17 protein-coding genes are annotated in these 17,290 nt (G+C 65.9%); 13 read left to right on the forward strand and 4 right to left on the reverse strand.

Annotation, left to right across the window (positions count from 1 at the left end):
- The first annotated feature begins 127 nt into the window (after positions 1-127).
- The 9 genes from QCE83_RS29865 to QCE83_RS29905 all read left to right on the forward strand — a co-directional run bounded on the left by QCE83_RS29865 (position 128) and on the right by QCE83_RS29905 (position 6,913).
- Positions 128-1,162 carry a M14 family zinc carboxypeptidase gene (locus QCE83_RS29865; RefSeq protein WP_309819684.1) on the forward strand — a complete coding sequence of 345 codons (1,035 nt, stop codon included), beginning with the start codon at positions 128-130 and terminating at the stop codon, positions 1,160-1,162.
- The gene (locus tag QCE83_RS29870; RefSeq protein ID WP_309819686.1) at positions 1,159-1,941 is read left to right on the forward strand and encodes an alpha/beta hydrolase; all 783 of its coding nucleotides are present in this window, start codon (positions 1,159-1,161) and stop codon (positions 1,939-1,941) included. The genes QCE83_RS29865 and QCE83_RS29870 overlap by 4 nt, the downstream gene beginning before the upstream one ends.
- Positions 1,942-2,306: 365 nt before the next feature.
- Positions 2,307-2,546, forward strand: a complete 240-nt coding sequence (locus tag QCE83_RS29875) for a hypothetical protein (RefSeq protein ID WP_309819688.1) — start codon at positions 2,307-2,309, stop codon at positions 2,544-2,546.
- A 139-nt stretch (positions 2,547-2,685) separates the two neighbouring features.
- Positions 2,686-3,567 (forward strand): GNAT family N-acetyltransferase, encoded by an 882-nt coding sequence (locus QCE83_RS29880; protein ID WP_309821177.1) that lies wholly within the window; start codon positions 2,686-2,688, stop codon positions 3,565-3,567.
- Positions 3,568-3,644: 77 nt separating this feature from the next.
- On the forward strand, positions 3,645-4,310 hold the full coding sequence (gene nthA / locus QCE83_RS29885; RefSeq protein WP_309819691.1) for a nitrile hydratase subunit alpha: 666 nt from the start codon (positions 3,645-3,647) through the stop codon (positions 4,308-4,310).
- Positions 4,307-4,984 carry a nitrile hydratase subunit beta gene (gene nthB / locus QCE83_RS29890; protein WP_309819693.1) on the forward strand — a complete coding sequence of 226 codons (678 nt, stop codon included), beginning with the start codon at positions 4,307-4,309 and terminating at the stop codon, positions 4,982-4,984. Before nthA ends, nthB begins: the two co-directional genes overlap by 4 nt.
- A complete protein-coding gene (locus QCE83_RS29895; protein WP_309819695.1) occupies positions 4,977-5,795 on the forward strand; it encodes a nitrile hydratase accessory protein in 819 nt (272 codons plus the stop codon). Before nthB ends, QCE83_RS29895 begins: the two co-directional genes overlap by 8 nt.
- A 28-nt stretch (positions 5,796-5,823) precedes the next feature.
- A complete protein-coding gene (locus QCE83_RS29900; RefSeq protein WP_309819698.1) occupies positions 5,824-6,210 on the forward strand; it encodes a tautomerase family protein in 387 nt (128 codons plus the stop codon).
- A gap of 4 nt (positions 6,211-6,214) precedes the next feature.
- Positions 6,215-6,913, forward strand: a complete 699-nt coding sequence (locus QCE83_RS29905) for a 4'-phosphopantetheinyl transferase superfamily protein (RefSeq protein WP_309819701.1) — start codon at positions 6,215-6,217, stop codon at positions 6,911-6,913.
- A gap of 16 nt (positions 6,914-6,929) precedes the next feature.
- Here the strand turns inward: QCE83_RS29905 and QCE83_RS29910 are convergent, their stop codons facing one another.
- Positions 6,930-7,436 carry a M48 family metallopeptidase gene (locus tag QCE83_RS29910; protein ID WP_309819703.1) on the reverse strand — a complete coding sequence of 169 codons (507 nt, stop codon included), beginning with the start codon at positions 7,434-7,436 and terminating at the stop codon, positions 6,930-6,932.
- 259 nt (positions 7,437-7,695) lie between these two features.
- On the opposite strand from QCE83_RS29910, the gene QCE83_RS29915 reads away from it, so the two are divergent.
- On the forward strand, positions 7,696-8,223 hold the full coding sequence (locus tag QCE83_RS29915; protein WP_309819704.1) for a metal-dependent hydrolase: 528 nt from the start codon (positions 7,696-7,698) through the stop codon (positions 8,221-8,223).
- Between the two features lie 22 nt (positions 8,224-8,245).
- Complete coding sequence (locus QCE83_RS29920; RefSeq protein ID WP_309819706.1) at positions 8,246-8,740, forward strand: LEA type 2 family protein; 495 nt, start codon at positions 8,246-8,248, stop codon at positions 8,738-8,740.
- Here QCE83_RS29920 and QCE83_RS29925 read toward each other — a convergent pair.
- The gene (locus tag QCE83_RS29925; RefSeq protein ID WP_309819707.1) at positions 8,734-9,162 is read right to left on the reverse strand and encodes a cupin domain-containing protein; all 429 of its coding nucleotides are present in this window, start codon (positions 9,160-9,162) and stop codon (positions 8,734-8,736) included. The two genes, QCE83_RS29920 and QCE83_RS29925, sit on opposite strands and share 7 nt — an antisense overlap.
- Positions 9,163-9,385: 223 nt before the next feature.
- Here QCE83_RS29925 and QCE83_RS29930 point away from each other — a divergent pair, with 223 nt between their 5' ends.
- Positions 9,386-14,239, forward strand: coding sequence for an NAD-glutamate dehydrogenase (locus tag QCE83_RS29930; RefSeq protein ID WP_309819709.1), 4,854 nt, complete (start codon positions 9,386-9,388; stop codon positions 14,237-14,239).
- Between the two features lie 380 nt (positions 14,240-14,619).
- On the forward strand, positions 14,620-16,008 hold the full coding sequence (locus QCE83_RS29935) for an FAD-binding oxidoreductase (protein ID WP_309819712.1): 1,389 nt from the start codon (positions 14,620-14,622) through the stop codon (positions 16,006-16,008).
- 19 nt (positions 16,009-16,027) lie between these two features.
- On the opposite strand, the gene QCE83_RS29940 is transcribed toward QCE83_RS29935, so the two are convergent.
- Both QCE83_RS29940 and QCE83_RS29945 read right to left on the reverse strand, forming a co-directional pair.
- The gene (locus QCE83_RS29940) at positions 16,028-16,363 is read right to left on the reverse strand and encodes a host attachment protein (protein ID WP_309819713.1); all 336 of its coding nucleotides are present in this window, start codon (positions 16,361-16,363) and stop codon (positions 16,028-16,030) included.
- Positions 16,364-16,491: 128 nt separating this feature from the next.
- Positions 16,492-17,175 carry a Fe2+-dependent dioxygenase gene (locus tag QCE83_RS29945; protein WP_309819715.1) on the reverse strand — a complete coding sequence of 228 codons (684 nt, stop codon included), beginning with the start codon at positions 17,173-17,175 and terminating at the stop codon, positions 16,492-16,494.
- Positions 17,176-17,290: the final 115 nt, after the last annotated feature.

Raw genomic sequence — 17,290 nt, forward strand, 5'->3', positions numbered from 1 at the left:
CAGCGCAAGGTCAATGCATGGTCAGTGCATGGTCAGCGCCGTGCCAGCGCAAGGCACCGAAGCACGGAACCACAGTCTGATTCAAAAAACGCAGCACAGAACAGATACAGGACCGCGGGCCGTCGTCATGAACGCAAGCAGTGTCGTCACCAGCAGTTTTCCCGAGATGGACGAACTCGAGGCGCTTCGCGTCGCGGGCGGCGCGCACTTCGAATGGCGCACGCGCTGCGAAGTGCATTCGCGCGGACGGGTGTTTCCGCTGCTGACCGCATCCATCGGTTCCAGCGATCCGGGCGTGCCCGCCATCGGCTTCTTCGGCGGCGTGCATGGGCTCGAATGCATCGGCACGCAGCTCGTGCTCGAATACATGCGCGCCTTGCTGACGCGCCTCGAATGGGACGACACGCTGCAACAGCAATTGCGCGCGATCCGTCTGATCTTCATGCCGATCGTCAATCCCGGCGGCATGTTCGCGCGCACGCGGGCGAACCCGAACGGCGTCGACCTGATGCGCAACGCGCCGCAAAGCGCCGAGGGACGGGTGCCGTTTCTCGCGGGCGGTCAGCGCATCGGGCCGTGGCTGCCGTGGTATCGCGGTCCCGTTGATGGCCACATGGAAGCCGAAAGCGCCGCGCTGCTCGGCGTGGTCGAGGAAGAGCTGATGTCGCGGCCGCTCAGCTTCGCACTGGACTGTCATTCGGGCTTCGGCTGGGACGACAGCATCTGGTTTCCCTATGCGCGCACCGAGCGGCAGATGGCGCATCTGCCGGAAATGTTTCTGCTCAAGCGGATGTTCGAGGAGTCGTACCCGCACCACGGCTATGCGTTCGAGCCGCAGAGCCACCAGTACCTGCTGCACGGCGACCTGTGGGACTTCGCCTACGATCGCTCGCGCCCGCCCAACATTTTCCTGCCGATGACGCTCGAACTCGGCTCCTGGCGCTGGATCCGCAAGAATCCGATGCAGCTGTTTTCGCGGCTCGGCATCTTCAATCCGATCAAGGCGCATCGAACGCGGCGGGTGTTGCGGCGCCATCCGAACTTTTTCGATTTCCTGACACGCGCCGCCTATTCATCGCAACGCTGGCTGCCGGGCGGCGCGCCGCGCGACGAACTGTTGCGGCGCGCGCGGGAGCACTGGCAACGCTCGGGCCTCCGATGAGCCAATGGATCCTGCTGCGCGGCCTCACGCGTGAAACGCGGCACTGGGGCGGCTTCGAGGCGGCGCTGGTGGCGCATGGGCTGGCGGGGGGCGCTCAGGACATCGTCTGTATCGATTTGCCGGGCAACGGCGTGGAGCAGGGACGACCGGCGCCGCTTTCGGTCGATGCGATGATGGAGTTCGTGCGCGCCCGCGCCACGGCGCTCGGCGTACGCATGCCGTGCCGGGTGATCGCGATGTCGCTCGGCGCGATGGTGGCGACCGCGTGGGCGCAACGGCATCCGGACGATATCGAACGGCTGGTGCTGATCAACACGAGCATGCGGCCGTTCGCTCTTATGCACGAAAGGCTCCGGCCGTCGGCATGGCCGGTACTGCTGCGCATCGCGGCGAGCTGGCGGCAGCCTGCCCGCTGCGAAGTGTTGATTCATCGGCTGACCTGTCAGCGGCAGGACGGCGCGGACGCGGATATCGCGCACTGGGCGGCGTTGCGGCGCACGCACGGCGCCAGCGCGGGCAATGCGTTGCGGCAGTTGCTCGCGGCGGCACGGTTTCGCGCGGAGAAACAAATGCCGGCGGAGAAGGTGCTGATGTTGTCGTCGGCGCGGGACCGGCTGGTCAATCCCGTCTGTTCAGTACGCGCCGCCATGCACTGGGGCACGGTGCATCTCGTGCATCCGTGGGCAGGCCACGACCTGCCGCACGATGACGCCAACTGGACCTGTCGCGCCATCGTGGCGTGGCTCGCCGCACCGGAAGCACGGGCGGAGGGCGGCTAAGCGCGTCAGAAGCGGGCAGTAAGGACCTCATCAGCCCATCGCGCCGGGCGATTTCAAAAAAGCGCCATCGGGCCGTCAATACGGAGACACAGGCATTGCGCTACCGTGCAATCGCCACGAAGCTCTCCGTCAGGCGGCGTCTGCACAACGTCCACCCGACCCTAGGGAAACTTCGTGTTGCGCCGCAGCATCGCATTGCGTATGCTGTTTTAACGAGGCGGCAGGGGCCGCCCGTTCGGCGGTCTGTAAGGCTAGGTTCACATCAGGCAGTGGATTGAACGTTGGCAAGCCAGCCGCCGGCAAGCAAGGGCGAGCGTCGAAGGCCGCAGGCGGGCCTTGCGGACATCGCGGGGAAGGAGCCGCACATGGAACTGACCACAACGTCGAACCCGACGCTGCACGTCTTCCATCAGGAAGGCGGGTGGCACTGGGGCATCACCATCGAACGCACGGCGGGCGGTGGCATGAAGGTCGTCGCTTACAGCGACGAAGGCTTCGATTCGGAAGAACAGGCGCGCGAGGACGGCGAGCATGTCCTGCGTTCCGAAGACTGGCGTTCGCGCCAGAGTTTCAGCCGCAGCGAGCGGCGACACGGGTATTCCTGAACGGGGCGGCGCGCCATCGCCATCGTCCCGTTCTTCCGACACATCCTCCGCAGTCTGCCGCTTTTCCCGCATCTTTTCCCCACATCAGAATCGCGCGACACTGAAGTTCCTTCAGCTCTATGAGGTCCACATGTCCTGCATGGAAGCTCCGCCGCACGCCAGTCCCGACGACGCACGCTTTACCGTGCGCCGCATGACGCCGTCCGAGGTGCAGATCGCGCTCGACTGGGCTGCCGCGGAAGGCTGGAACCCCGGTCTCGACGATGCCTGCGCCTTCCTCGCCGCCGACCCGCAAGGGTTTTTTATCGGCACATGGGATGGCGAACCGATCGGCTGCATCTCGGCTGTCGCGTATGAGGACACGTTCGGCTTCATCGGGCTGTACATCGTCCGTTCGGGATGGCGCGGCAGGGGCTTCGGACTGCGCCTGTGGAACGAAGGCATGGCGTATCTGGGCGCGCGCAATATCGGGCTCGACGGCGTGCTCGCGCAGCAAGCCAACTATCGCACATCGGGTTTCGTGCTTGCCGGCCGCAATGTGCGTTATGAAGGCAGGGCGCGGGCCAGCGTCGAGCCGGATCCTGCGACGCTCACTCTCGTCGACGCGGCAGCCGTTCCCTTCGTCACACTGCTCGACTACGACGCCCACGTATTCACATGCCGACGCGCAGCGTTTCTGCGTGACTGGCTGACGCTCCCGCATGCCTGCGCACGCGTGGCGCTGGCCGGCGATACGGTGCGCGGCTTCGGCGTCATCCGCCGCTGCATGCGCGGCTACAAGATCGGTCCGCTCTTCGCCGACGATGCGCCCACCGCACATGCGCTATATGGCGCGCTCGTCGCGGAGGCCGCCGGTGAAACCGTGTTCCTCGACGTCCCCGAGAGCAATCCCGCGGCGGTTGCGCTTGCCGTCGGACATGGCATGACGAGCGTGTTCGAAACCGCGCGCATGGTCACGCGCGGCGTGCCGGATGTGCCGCTTGCGCGAGTCTTCGGCGTGACCACCTTCGAACTGGGCTGATATGCGCGTGCCTGATGTTTGCACGCCTTCGCGCACTCCGGTAACGTGATGCGTCTGTGTCACTCGCGAGACCGCTCATGAGCCACGATCACCCTCATCACGACGATCACGACCACGACCACGACCACGACCACACCGGCAGTCCGCTGCCCGAAATGGACCTGCGCGTGAAGGCGCTCGAATCGCTGCTGGTCGAGAAAGGCTATATCGATCCGCAAGCCCTCGACATCTTCATCCAGACCTACGAGCACAAGGTCGGACCACGCAATGGCGCGCGCGTCGTGGCCCGGGCCTGGAGCGATCCACAGTTCCGCGCGTGGCTGCTGGATGACGCCACCGCGGCCATCGCCTCGCTCGGTTTCACCGGACGCCAGGGCGAACACATGGTTGCCCTCGAAAACACCGCGCAGATTCACAACATGGTCGTCTGCACGTTGTGCTCGTGTTATCCGTGGTCGGTGCTCGGCTTGCCGCCGGTGTGGTACAAGTCGGCGCCGTATCGGTCGCGGGCTGTCATCGATCCGCGCGGCGTGTTGCAGGACTTCGGTGTCCGCTTGCCGGATGAAACCGAACTGCGCGTATGGGATTCGACGGCCGAGGTCCGCTATCTGGTCGTACCGATGCGCCCGCCCGGCACCGATCATCTCGACGAAGACGCGCTCGCCGCGCTCGTCACGCGCGATTCGATGATCGGCACCGGTCTCGCGTTGAGTCCGTCGGAAGCGAGCGAGGTGGCGGCATGAACGCGGCGCACGACATGGGCGGCATGCAGGGCTTCGGGCCCGTCGAGATCGATCCTTGCGATGCACCGGGCGCGTCGCCCTTCCATGCGGAGTGGGAGCGGCGCGTACTGGCCGTGACGCTCGCGATGGGCGCGACGGGCCAGTGGAACATCGACACCTCGCGGGCCGCGCGCGAAAGCCTGCCGCCCGCGCAATACCTTGGCAGCAGCTACTACGAGATCTGGTTCGAGGGCTTGAAGAAGCTGCTGCTCGCGAAGGGCCTCGCGAGTGCCGCGGAAATCGAGGCTGGCTATTCGCAGGCCGCGCCCGCGTCCAACGTGCGCATGCTGCGGGCCGCGGACGTCAGCGCCGCCTTGCTGCGCGGTGCGCCGGTGGATCGGCCGGCGCATGCACCGGCGCGCTTCGCCGTCGGCGATACGGTGCGCACGAAGCTGATGAATCCGCCCACGCACACGCGTCTGCCGCGTTATTGCCGCGGCAAGTCCGGACAGGTCGTCGCGGTGCGCGGCACGCACGTCTTCCCCGATGAGAACGCGCTCGGCCACGGCGAGCATCCGCAATGGCTCTACACCGTGCGTTTCGACGCCGCCGAGTTGTGGGGCGCGGACACGAGCGCGTCGTCGGTGTGCGTGGATTGCTGGGAGTCTTATTTACTCGATGCCGCGCATGAATGACCCGCAACAGTTCCACGAACTCCGCGCCGCCTTGCCCGCGTTGCCCTTCAACGACGACGGCCCGGTATTCCGCGCGCCCTGGGAAGCGCAGGCTTTCGCGATGACGCTCGCGTTGCACGAGCGCGGGGTGTTCACGTGGCAGGAATGGGCGCACGCATTGAGCGAGGCGATCCGCGCGGCGCAGGCCGCCGGCGATCCCGATCACGGCGACACCTACTATGCGCACTGGCTGAGCGCGCTCGAACGTCTGAGCACGGCGAAGGGCTGCGTCAGCCAGGAGACGCTGGCGCAGCGCCGCCACGACTGGGACGAGGCCGCGCGCGCCACGCCGCATGGCCAGCCCATCGTGCTGGATGTTGCGAATGCGTCGAAGCAGCACGTGCTGCGCGCGCTGCCCGCCGCCACGCTCGACGCCTATCGCGCGGCGATCTACCGGATCGACGGAACGCCGGCGATCGAGATGAAGATCGGCGTGCGCAATCCGGCGCTGATCGCGTTGCTCGAAGCACATGAAGCCGACACCGCGGTGTTCGTGACGGCGTGCAATCCATTCGGCCATGAGTTGCCGCCGGAAGCCAACGCGACGCGGCAACGCGCGCTGGCTGCACGGATCGCGCAATCGGGACTGCGTGGATTGTCCGGCGCGGGTATCGACCCGTTGCAGGTCTGGACCGCCGAAGACAGTCTGCTCGTACTCGGCGCGACCCAATCCACCGCTGATACGCTGCTGACTGAATTCGAACAGCATGCCGTGGTCATGGTGGATCGCGCGAACCCGCCGCGTTTGCTGCTGCATCCGGGGCATCGCTGAGCCCAATCATCCAACCGGAGATTTCGACATGCCGCTCGTCCGCATCGATTTGCTGAAGGGAAAAGACAGCGCCTACCGTACGGCCATCGGCGACGTGGTGTATGACGCGATGCGCGCCACCCTTGACGTGCCCGAGAACGATCGCTTCCAGATCATTGCCGAGCGCGAAGCGCCGGACTTCATCGTGGATCGCACGTATCTGGGTATTACCCGCAGCGACGATTGCGTGGTGATCCAGGTCACGCTGAACGAAGGCCGCGATGTGCCGAAGAAGCGCGCGTTCTATAAGGCCGTCGCCGATGGCCTGCATGAGCGCCTGAAGCTGCGTCGCGAGGATGTGTTCATCAGTCTCGTCGAGGTCAAGAAGGAGAACTGGTCCTTCGGCAACGGCGAGGCGCAATACGCGCCTACGTGACCGCGTGACCATCACGACGGCACCTTTCGATCTGGAACCGCTCGCGTTGCCGGCCGGCGTGCCCGCTGACATCCGCGTCTGGCGCGTTCCGATCCGGTTGACCCTCGCGCCCGACGATCCCGCCTGCGCCGCGCTGGACGCAAGCGAACGCGCGCGCGCGGCGCGTTATCTGCGTCCCGAGGATGCGGCGCGCTTCAGCGTCATGCGCGCGGCGCTGCGTCAGGTGCTGGCGACGCTGACCGGCGGCGATCCGGCGCGCCTGAAACTCGACGCCGGCGAGAACGGACGCCCGCTGCTCGACGAACCGGACGCGCCGGACTTCAACGTCTCGCATTCGGGATCGTACGGGCTGATTGGCGTGTCGCAGGAAAGACGCGTCGGGGTGGATATCGAGGCGGCGCGCACCAGCTTCGCCTGGCATGAACTGGCGCCTGCCGTGCTGGCGGAGCGTGACCGGCAAGCCATCGAGGCGCTGCCCGAAGCCGCGCGCCACGGCGCGTTCTTCGACTGCTGGACGGCGAAGGAAGCCGTGCTGAAGGCGCAGGGCGTGGGTATTGGCGGCGGGTGGATCGGGCTGAAAGGCTTCTCGGTCTTGCCGCGCGAGGGCTTACGTTACGCACTTTCGCCGGAAGCGGGCGGGTTTGCGGCCACCGCGCTGGACGCGCCTTCCGGCTATGCCGCCGCGCTTGCGTGGCAGGTTTGATGCAGCGCAGCGAGGCTTACGCGGCCCTCGCGCGAAGCAGATCGCGATGCGTGAGATACAGCCGCAGGTCGAATTCGATCTGATGGTAGCCCGGCTGCATCAGCTCACACAGCCGATAGAACGCCTTGTTGTGATCGCTTTCCTTCAGATGTGCGAGCTCATGCACGACGATCATGCGCAGGAACTCGGGCGCCGTGTCGCGGAACAGCGAGGCGATGCGAATCTCCTTCTTCGCCTTGAGCCGCGCGCCCTGCACACGGGAAATCGCCGTGTGCAGTCCAAGCGCGTGACGCAGGACGTCGAGCTTGCTGTCGTAGATGACCTTGTCGATGGCCGGAGCCACGCGCAGGAATTCCTGCTTCAGGTCCGAGCAATACGCATACAGCGCGCGATCGGACTGCACGGCGTGCCGGTTCGGATAGCGTGCGTCGAGATAGGTGCCCAGTTGCTGCTGGGCGATCAGTCGGCGCACCTTGTCCTGAAGCGTGTTCGGGTAAGCGCTCAGGTATTTCAGGTGTTGCATGACGGCGGTGTTCTGAAGAATCTCTCAAAGCCTGCTTGCGCAGGCGGGCGTGGGACGCGCCAGGGGCGTCCGCAGCGGGAAGGGCGCAGCATTCTGACAACCATTCTAGTCAACGCCGCGCGGACTCGCCCATTGCAGCGACGGCGCGGCGTGTTTCCGCGTACGCATTTGCGTAAGTTTATGTTTCAGCCCGGCGCTTGGTGCAACGCGCATGCGAACATGCGCGCTCCCCAGGCAAGCGATCAAGGCAGGTTTTTCCATGGCGTCGAACAAGGCTCATCATGCAACCGGATGGGCTGCGGGCATCATCGCGGCGGCGCTCGTGTCGGCTGCGCACGGACCCGCCTCCGCGGGAGCGGGCATGATTCCCGCGGTGCTCGCGCTGCTCGCCGGTGTGGCTGGCGCCACCGCGCCGGACTGGCTCGAAGTCGCATGGTGGACGCGCGCCCGCAGGCTCTGGATCACGCATCGCACGCTGACGCATTGGGGCCTGGGCTGGGCGGCGCTGCTTGCGCTGTCCTGGCACGAACTCGGGCGGCATCCGGCGGCGCCCGTGGCGTTCGGCTTCGCGTGCGGCGGCCTCATGCATCTGCTGGCGGACTGGCCCAATCCGCTCGGCGTGCCGTGGGTCGGCCCGCGCCATTCGCTCAATCTGTGGACGAGCGGGCACTGCGATCTGATCGTCGTGGGCGCGGCGTGGGTTGCCGCGCTGTTCGTCGTCGACGATGTCTGGTTTCATCATGCCTGTAGCCGCATGCTGCTGAACGTGCTGCGGCCCGCAGCATGACCCCGCGAGGAGCCCCGATCCCATGCAAGCGAATCACCCGCGCAGCCGCTTCCTTCTCTTTCTCGCCGGCCTGGCCGTGCTGTTCGCGCTGCATGGCTGCGCGGGCTTCTTCAATCGCGATGCCATGCGCGTGACGGTGGCGGGCATCGAGCCGCTCGAAGGGCAGGGCCTCGAGATGCGCTTCACCGTGAAACTGCGCGTGCAGAATCCGAACAACGAGCCGCTCGACTTCGACGGCGTCGCGCTCGATCTCGACCTCAACGGCCGTCCGTTTGCCACGGGCGTCAGCGACCAGCGCGGCGTGGTGCCGCGTTTCGGCGAGACGGTGGTGGCCGTGCCGGTGACGGTGTCGGCGTTCTCGGTGGCGCGGCAGGCATTCGGCTTCGCCACCGGCGACGTCCCCAACAAGGTCTCGTACGCGGTGCGCGGCAGGCTCGCGGGCGGGCTGCTCGGCGGCGCGCGCTTTGCCGATAGCGGTTACGTCGACCTGCCGATGAACGGCGCATCCGGCTACTGAGACGCCTGAGCTTCGTCGGGATCGTAAGGCACGACGCGGTCTGCTTCATTCGCGTCATTGCGGGCGATCACCGCGCGCGCAGGCTCGGTGTCGCTCAGATTGACCGGCTGATGCGGCACGCCGGGCGGGATGAAGACGAAGTCGCCCGGCTCGTTGATCATCGATTGCGCAAGCCCCGCTCCGTAGCGCGTCTCGATGCGGCCTTCCAGGATATAGATGCCGGTCTCGTAGCCCACATGGACGTGCGGCTCGCCGCGCCCGCCCGGCGGCACGACGACGAGATGCATCGCGAGTCCGCGCGTGCCGGCCGTCGCCGCCGAGAGGCCGATGAAATACGGCAAATGCTGTACTGTCGCGAGCTTTTCCTGAGGCCGCACGGTGACGACCGTCTGCTGCGCGGAGACTTCCGTGGTGTCCTGCATGGCGATTCCTCCGTGTCCGGACTGCGCTGCGAATCTTCTCATCGACGATAGGTCGAAAGCGCGTGTCGCGCAAAGGTCATGCGCAGCGTCTACCGTAGAAGGGCGCGGACTTTGTGCAGGCGCACATGGCCGGCGGCAGGCAAACGCGCGTCGCGGCGCATAATCTCGATGACGTGAGAGCAGACCATAGCGGCATCGCAACCGACACCCTCGGGAGGACACCATGCTGGTCAGGAACGAAGCGCGGGTCGAACAACTCATCAACGATCTCCTCGAATTCGCGCGAGGACGGTTGCCGGAGCAGACCTGGCGGATCATCGAGCCGTTGCTTCGCCACTATTACGAGCAGGTCGATGTCGAGGACATCGCGAGCCGCGATGTCGCCGATCTCTACGGCGCCGCCATGGCGCATGTCCAGACGGCGCAGAAGTTCGTCCACGGGCGCGAAGTGCTGCGCGTCTACAACCCGAATCTGGAGCAGCACGGCTGGCACTCGGACCATACGGTGGTCGAGATCGTCAACGACGACATGCCGTTCCTCGTCGATTCGGTGAGCATGGAACTCAACCGGCTGGGGCTTGCGCTGCATTCCGTGATCCACCCGGTGTTCCGCGTCTGGCGCAGCGCGAAGGGCGAGATCGAGCGCGTTGCGCAGGGCCACAGCGAGGCGGGCGACGGCCAGTCCGAGCTCGAATCGTTCATTCATTTCGAAGTGGACCGTTGCGGCGACGGCGCGCGCCTCGACGAAGTGCGCGACAACATTGCGCGCGTGCTGGGCGACGTGCGCGCGTCGGTGGAAGACTGGCCGAAGCTGCTCGACACCGCGCGCGCCGCGATCAGCGAGCTCAAGACCCGCGACACGAGTCCGGACGGCATCGAGTCGCGCGCGTTTCTCGAATGGATGGTGGGCGATCACTTCACGTTCCTCGGCTGCCGTGACTACGATCTGGTGGAGCACGAAGGCGGTTTCGCATTGCGCGGCGTGCCCGGCTCCGGGCTGGGCCTGTTGCGCGAAACCTTGCGCGCGCCGGCGGCAGGCGACCTGACGCCGCTGCCGCCGGGCGCAGCCGCGATCATCGAAGGCGCGGCGCCCATCTTTCTGACCAAGGCCAATTCGCGCGCGACGGTGCATCGGCCGGGCTATCTGGACTATGTCGGCGTGAAGCGCGTGTCGCCTGAAGGCAAGGTGATCGGCGAGCGGCGCTTTCTCGGCCTGTACACGTCCACCGCGTATCTCGTTCCCACCTACGAGATTCCGATCGTGCGGCGCAAGTGCGCGAACATCGTGCGGCGCGCGGGCTTCCTCGAGAAAGGGCATCTGGCGAAGTCGCTCATCACGGTGCTGGAGCAGTATCCGCGCGACGAACTGTTCCAGGCCGACGAGGACGTGCTCTTCGACATCGCGCTCGGCGTGCTGCGGCTGCAGGAACATCAGCGCACGCGGCTGTTCGTGCGGCGCGATCGCTTCGACCGCTTCGTGTCGTGCCTCGTGTTCGTGCCGCGCGACAAGTTCAACACCGATCTGCGCCGCCGCATCAGCCGCGTGCTGATGGAGGCGTTCAACGGCCGCAGCATCGAGTTCACGCCGCTGCTGTCGGAGTCGCCGCTGGCGCGCATTCATATCGTGGTGCGGGCGGATCGCGGCACGATGCCCGAAGTCGATGCGCGCGAACTCGAAACGCGTGTCGTGCAGGTGGCGCGGCGCTGGCAGGACGATCTCGCCGATGCGCTCATCGACAGTCATGGCGAGGAAGCCGGCAACCGCCTGTTGCAGCGTTACGCGGATTCGTTCCCGGCGGGCTATCGCGAGGACTATCCGGCGCGTACGGCGGTGCGCGACATCGAATTGATCGAGGCGACGCATACGAGCGCCGGCGGGCTCTCCATGAGCCTGTACCGGCCGATCGAGGCCGGCAAGCGCGCGTTCCGCTTCAAGGTGTATCGCGTGGGCGAGCCGATTGCGCTGTCGCACAGCCTGCCGATGCTCGAACATCTCGGCGTGCGCGTGGATGAAGAGCGGCCGTACCTGATCGAGCCGACCGGCGCGCCGAACGCATGGATCCACGACTTCGGCCTGGAGTTGCAGGACGATGTGGAGTTCGACATCGATCGCGTGAAGCCGCTGTTCGAGAATGCGTTCGCGAGCGTGTGGTCGGGCGAGATCGAGAACGATGATTACAACCGGCTCGTGTTGCGCGCGGAGTTCGGCTCGCGCGACGTGACCATCATGCGCGCCTATGCGAAGTATCTGCGGCAAGTCGGCTCCACGTTCAGCGATGCGTATATCGAACGCGCGCTGATCGGCAATCCGCTGATCGCGAAGAAGCTGCTGCAACTGTTCATGGTGCGTTTCGATCCGGCGCATGGCGGCGGCAGCGAGGCGCGCGACGCCGCTGCCGAGCGCGTGCTCGCCGACATCGAAGCAGCGCTCGACAAAGTGCCCAATCTCGATGAAGACCGCATCCTGCGGCAGTTCCTCGGCGTGATCTGCGCGACGGTGCGCACCAATCACTTCCATCGCGATGCACAGGGTCAGCCGCGGCCTTATGTGTCATTCAAGCTGGATCCGTCGAAGGTGCCGGGGCTGCCCGAACCCAAGCCGATGTTCGAAATCTGGGTCTACGCGCCGCGTGTCGAGGGCGTGCATCTGCGCGGCGGACGCGTCGCGCGCGGCGGCCTGCGCTGGTCGGACCGGCGCGAGGATTTCCGCACCGAAGTGCTCGGCCTCATGAAAGCGCAGATGGTCAAGAACACGGTGATCGTGCCGGTGGGATCGAAGGGCGGCTTCGTCGTGAAGAATCCGCCGCCGGTGACGGATCGCGAGGCGTTTCTCAGCGAAGGCGTCGCGTGCTATCAGATGTTCCTGCGCGGCCTGCTCGACGTCACCGACAACCGCACGCCCGACGGCATCGTGCCGCCGCCGGACGTGGTGCGCCACGATCCGGACGATCCCTATCTCGTGGTCGCGGCCGACAAGGGCACGGCCACCTTCTCCGACTACGCGAACGCGATCGCCCACGAATATGGCTTCTGGCTCGACGATGCGTTTGCTTCCGGCGGCTCGGTCGGCTACGACCACAAGAAGATGGGCATCACGGCGCGCGGCGCGTGGGAATCCGTGAAGCGCCATTTCCGCGAGATGAACTTCGATACCCAGACCACGGATTTCACGGTGGTCGGAGTCGGCGACATGTCCGGCGACGTGTTCGGCAACGGCATGCTGCTGTCGCGTCACATCCGGCTGATCGCGGCGTTCGATCATCGCCATATCTTTCTCGATCCGACGCCCGACACCGCCAAGAGCTTCGACGAACGCGCGCGCCTCTTTGCATTGCCGCGTTCCAGCTGGGCCGACTACGACGCCTCGCTGATCTCGACGGGCGGCGGCGTGTATCCGCGCACGGCGAAGTCGATACCGGTGTCGCCGCAGGTGCAGGCGGCGCTCGGCATCAGCGCGTCGGTGCTCGCGCCGAATGAACTGATCCGCGCGATCCTGCTGGCCGAAGCCGATCTGCTCTACAACGGCGGTGTGGGCACCTATGTGAAGGCGACGGCGGAAACGCATCTCCAGGTCGGCGACCGCACCAACGACGCCGTGCGCGTGAACGGCGCGGAACTGCGCGTGAAGGTGGTCGCGGAGGGCGGCAATCTCGGTCTCACGCAACTGGGGCGCATCGAGTTCGCGCAGCGCGGCGGCCGCATCAATACCGATGCCATCGACAATTCCGCAGGCGTCGATTGCTCGGATCACGAGGTCAACATCAAGATCCTGCTGGGCCTCGTGGTCGCGGATGGCGAGATGACCGAGAAGCAGCGCAACGCGCTGCTCGCCGAGATGACCGACGAAGTCGGCCTGCTCGTGCTGAAGGACAACTACGCGCAGACACAGGCGCTGTCGATCGCGAAGCGCTATGAAGCCGAAACGCTCGATGCCGAGGCGCGCATGATGCGCTTCCTGGAACGCGCCGGGCGCCTGAAGCGCCGCATCGAGTTCCTGCCCTCGGACGACGAGATCGCCGAGCGTGCAGCGGTGAAGTCCGGGCTGACGTCGCCCGAGCGCGCAGTGCTGCTTGCCTACGGCAAGATGTGGCTGTACGACGAACTGCTCGAGTCGGACGTGCCGGAGGATGCGCTCGTCGCGGACATGGTGCCGGAGTATTTCCCGAAGCCGCTGCAGCAGCGCTACAGCGACACGATGCAGCGCCACCCGCTCAAGCGCGAGATTCTCGCGACGCACCTGACCAATGCGCTCGTCAATCGCGTGGGATGCACCTTCGTGCATCGCCTGATGGAAGAGACCGATGCGCAGCCGAGCGACATCGTGCGGGCCGCGCTGATGTCGCGCGATGTGTTCGATCTCGATGACCTGTGGCGCAGCATCGACGGGCTGGACAACATCGTCGCCGATGAAGTGCAGGCGCGCATGTTCGTCGATGTCGTGCGGCTGCTCGACGATACGTCGCTGTGGTTCCTGCGTCATCTGAAGCACAGCGGCGCGGACGCGCATGAAGCGCGCGGCGTGCTGGCGCGCTGCCGTGAGGCTGCGCAGCGGCTGGCGCCGCAACTGCCTGCGCTCTTGCCCGCGACGCAGCTCGACGCGTGGTATGCGCGCCGGCGCGACCTCGAGGATGCGGGCGTGGAAAGCTCGCTGGCGGCGCGGGTCGCGAGCGGCGAGATTGCCACGGCCGGGCTCGACAGCGCCGAAGTGGCGGCCTGCACGGAGCGCAGTCTCGAACTGGTGGCGAGCGTGTACTTCGGCATCGGCACGTTGCTCGATTATCGCGGCATCGCGGAGCGCGCGATGGCCTTGCCCGTTGCGACGCACTGGGACTTGCTCGCGCGTGCGGCCGCACTGGAGGAACTGGCGCGTCTGAAGCGCGCGCTGACCGTGAGCGCGCTCGAACAGTCGCGCGGCATCGATACGGCGGATGTGATCGTCGAGACCTGGCGAGCGAAGCGCGAGCAGGCACTCGATCGCTATACGCGCCTGCTGACCGAACTGCGCGCCAGCGGCGGTGCGAGTCTTTCGATGCTGCTGGTCGTGGTGCGCGAGATGGCGGTGCTCGAACGCGCGTAGACCTTCTTCGCCGTGTGATGAAAACGGGCGCCTCGCAAGCGCCCGTTTTTTTCATGCGTGCTTCATGACATCAGGCATCCGAAGCAATTCATGAAGCATTGAATTCGATTCATGCCAAATGCGTCCACTTTGTCGGATCCATGCTAGGTCGCATGCGCGAATACACTCGCCGCACGCTTTACATTCGGTAAGTCACGGCATTTAATCAATGAGCGGACGAAGCCGTCCGGCATGTCTTTCTCTATCCGTCCTCGCGGTCATCCCGGTGTGAATTCAATCGTTACGCCACACGCGAACCGATCGCAGGATCCTTGCGCTTTCGCCGTTCCAGCGGGCAGGGTCGGGCACGTCGCAGCGCGTCATTTGCAGCGAGGTCTTACATGATCAAGTTATCGGGCGAAGTGATCGACGCTCTCAAGGCATCGGTGCGCGGCAGGGTGATCGCACCCGCCGATGCCGACTACGACGGAGCACGCAAGGTCTGGAATGCGACCATCGACAGGCGGCCCGCGCTCATCGTGCGCTGTGCGGGCGTGGCCGACGTGAAGGCGGCGCTGGCGTTCGCGCGCGGCAACGGCATGCTCGTGTCGATTCGCGGCGGCTCGCACAACATCGCGGGCAGCGCCGTCAGCGACGGCGCCGTGATGATCGATCTCTCCGCGCTCAAGTCGGTGCGCATCGATCCGCAGGCGCGGCGCGCGTATGTGGAGCCCGGCGCGTTGCTCTCCGATTTCGATCACGAAGCGCAGGCGTTCGGACTCGCGACGCCGCTCGGCATCAACTCGACCACCGGCATTGCCGGTCTCACGCTCGGCGGCGGTTTCGGCTGGATCAGCCGCAAGTTCGGCGTGACGGTGGACAACCTGGTGGCGGCCGAAATCGTCACGGCGGACGGCGAATGGCGTCGCGTGGACGAGCATGCCGATCCCGATCTCTTCTGGGCCTTGCGCGGCGGCGGCGGCAACTTCGGCGTGGTCACGCTGTTCGAATTCCGGCTGCATGAAGTCGGGCCGGAGATCTATGGCGGGCTGGTAGTGTATCCGCTCGAACAAGCCGCCGAAGTCCTGCCGAAGTATCGCGAGTTCGTCGCGCAAAGTCCCGACGAACTGAGCGTCTGGGCGGTCATGCGTCTCGCGCCGCCGCTGCCGTTCCTGCCCGCGGAAGCGCACGGCAAGCCCGTGATCGTGCTGGCGAGTTGCTATGTCGGTCCGGTTGAAAACGGCGAGCGTGTGCTGGCGCCCGCGCGCAGCTTCGGCACGCCCTATGGCGAGCATCTCGGACCGATGCCCTTCGCGGCATGGCAGAAAGCCTTCGATCCGCTGCTGACGCCGGGCTCGCGCAATTACTGGAAGTCGCATAACTTTGCCGGTCTGACGGACGCGACCTTCGACATCCTGACCAACGCGGTGAAGTCGCTGCCTTCGACGCAATGCGAGATCTTCGTCGGCGCGATGGGCGGCGAGACGAACCGCGTGCCCGTCGATGCCACTGCGTACGCGAATCGCGATTCGATCTATACGATCAACATTCACGGCCGCTGGGAAGACGCCGCCGATGATGCGAAATGCACGGCATGGGCGCGCGACATGTTCGCCGCGCTGACGCCGCACGCGTTGGGCAGCGTCTATGTCAACTTCCTGACAGGCGACGAGGGCGATCGGGTGAAGGCGGCGTATGGACCGAACTACGAGAAGCTCGCGCGAGTGAAGCAGCGCTACGATCCGGAGAACGTGTTCCGCAGCAATCAGAACATCGTGCCGGCGGCATGAGGAGGTGACGGGCCGGGATTCAGCGCCGGCCCAGGCCGTGGCGCAGGTCGTGTGAGGCGTCGTCTGCGGTTTCTTCGTAGACGAGGAGGCGCGTGTCACTGGTCAGGTGCGCGCGCAGCACGTTCAGGAATCGCGGTTCCACGGCAAGGCGCAGCCGGTCGAACCTGTGCTGCCGGCGGCTGTCTTCAAGAAAGGCGGCGACCTTGCGCGCGAACGCTGCGCTATCGTCGTCCGTCATGCTTGCCGCCGGATTCCTGAGGTCCTCGACCTGCCGCAGATCCAGCGTCAATCCGTGCGTCTCGAAGACTCTCGCACGCTTGCCGTCTGCCGCGACAACCCACGTGATGGCGGTCATGGCGCTCCTCCTGTTCGCCCGTCCACGCGGGCTCCCGTCATTGTGCGCCTGATCTTTCCGCGATGGCTTCGTTCGTGCCGGGATTCGCTTTTGCGATGCAGCACGCAGCATGAAGCAGACGCGTGTGCCTAAGTCTCGCTCCACATGCGCAGCAGGTTGTGATAGCAGCCCACCAGCGTGCGCTTCGCGGCTTCGTCGCCGTCGGTGGCGTTGAGGCGCTGGATGGCGTTGTCGAGATCGAACAGCAGTGCGCGTTGTCCGTCGTCGCGCACGAGGCTCTGCGCCCAGAAGAAACTCGACACGCGCGCGCCGCGCGTCACCGGACGCACCTGATGCAGGCTCGTCGCCGGATAGACGAGCGCGTGACCGGCGGGCAGCTTCACTTCCTGCACGCCAAAGGTATCTTCGATGATCAGTTCGCCGCCGTCATATTCGTCGGGCGGCGTAAGGAACAGCGTGACCGAGACATCCGTGCGCACGCGCGCGCCGTGGCCGGGCACGATGCGGATCGCGCCATCGACATGACTGCCGAAATGCATGCCGCCTTCGTAGCGGTTGAAGAGCGGCGGATACACGCGGTTCGGCAGCACGGCGCTGATGAAGAGCGGATGCCGCTCCAGCGCGCCGACGATCGCATCGCCGAGTTCCAGTGCGATCGGCGAGCCTTCCGCGATCTGCATGTTGCGCTTGACCGGTGCGCCCTGATAACCCGCGGTGGCGCGGCCGTCGACCCAGGCGTCGCTGGCTTCGAGGCGGGCGCGCATGGCGGCGGCATCGGCGGGATTTAGGACGTTCGGTATCGAGAGGATCATGGTTCTATGGGACGTGGCGCGCGCCGCGGGCGTGCGGCGCGCCCCCGCCCCGCAACACCCGAAGCGGTATGTAACGGTGGCGCGGGAACGGCGGCCCACGCCCCGCACCCCCCCG

This window comes from Caballeronia sp. LZ034LL (assembly GCF_031451215.1).
Lineage (GTDB): Bacteria > Pseudomonadota > Gammaproteobacteria > Burkholderiales > Burkholderiaceae > Caballeronia.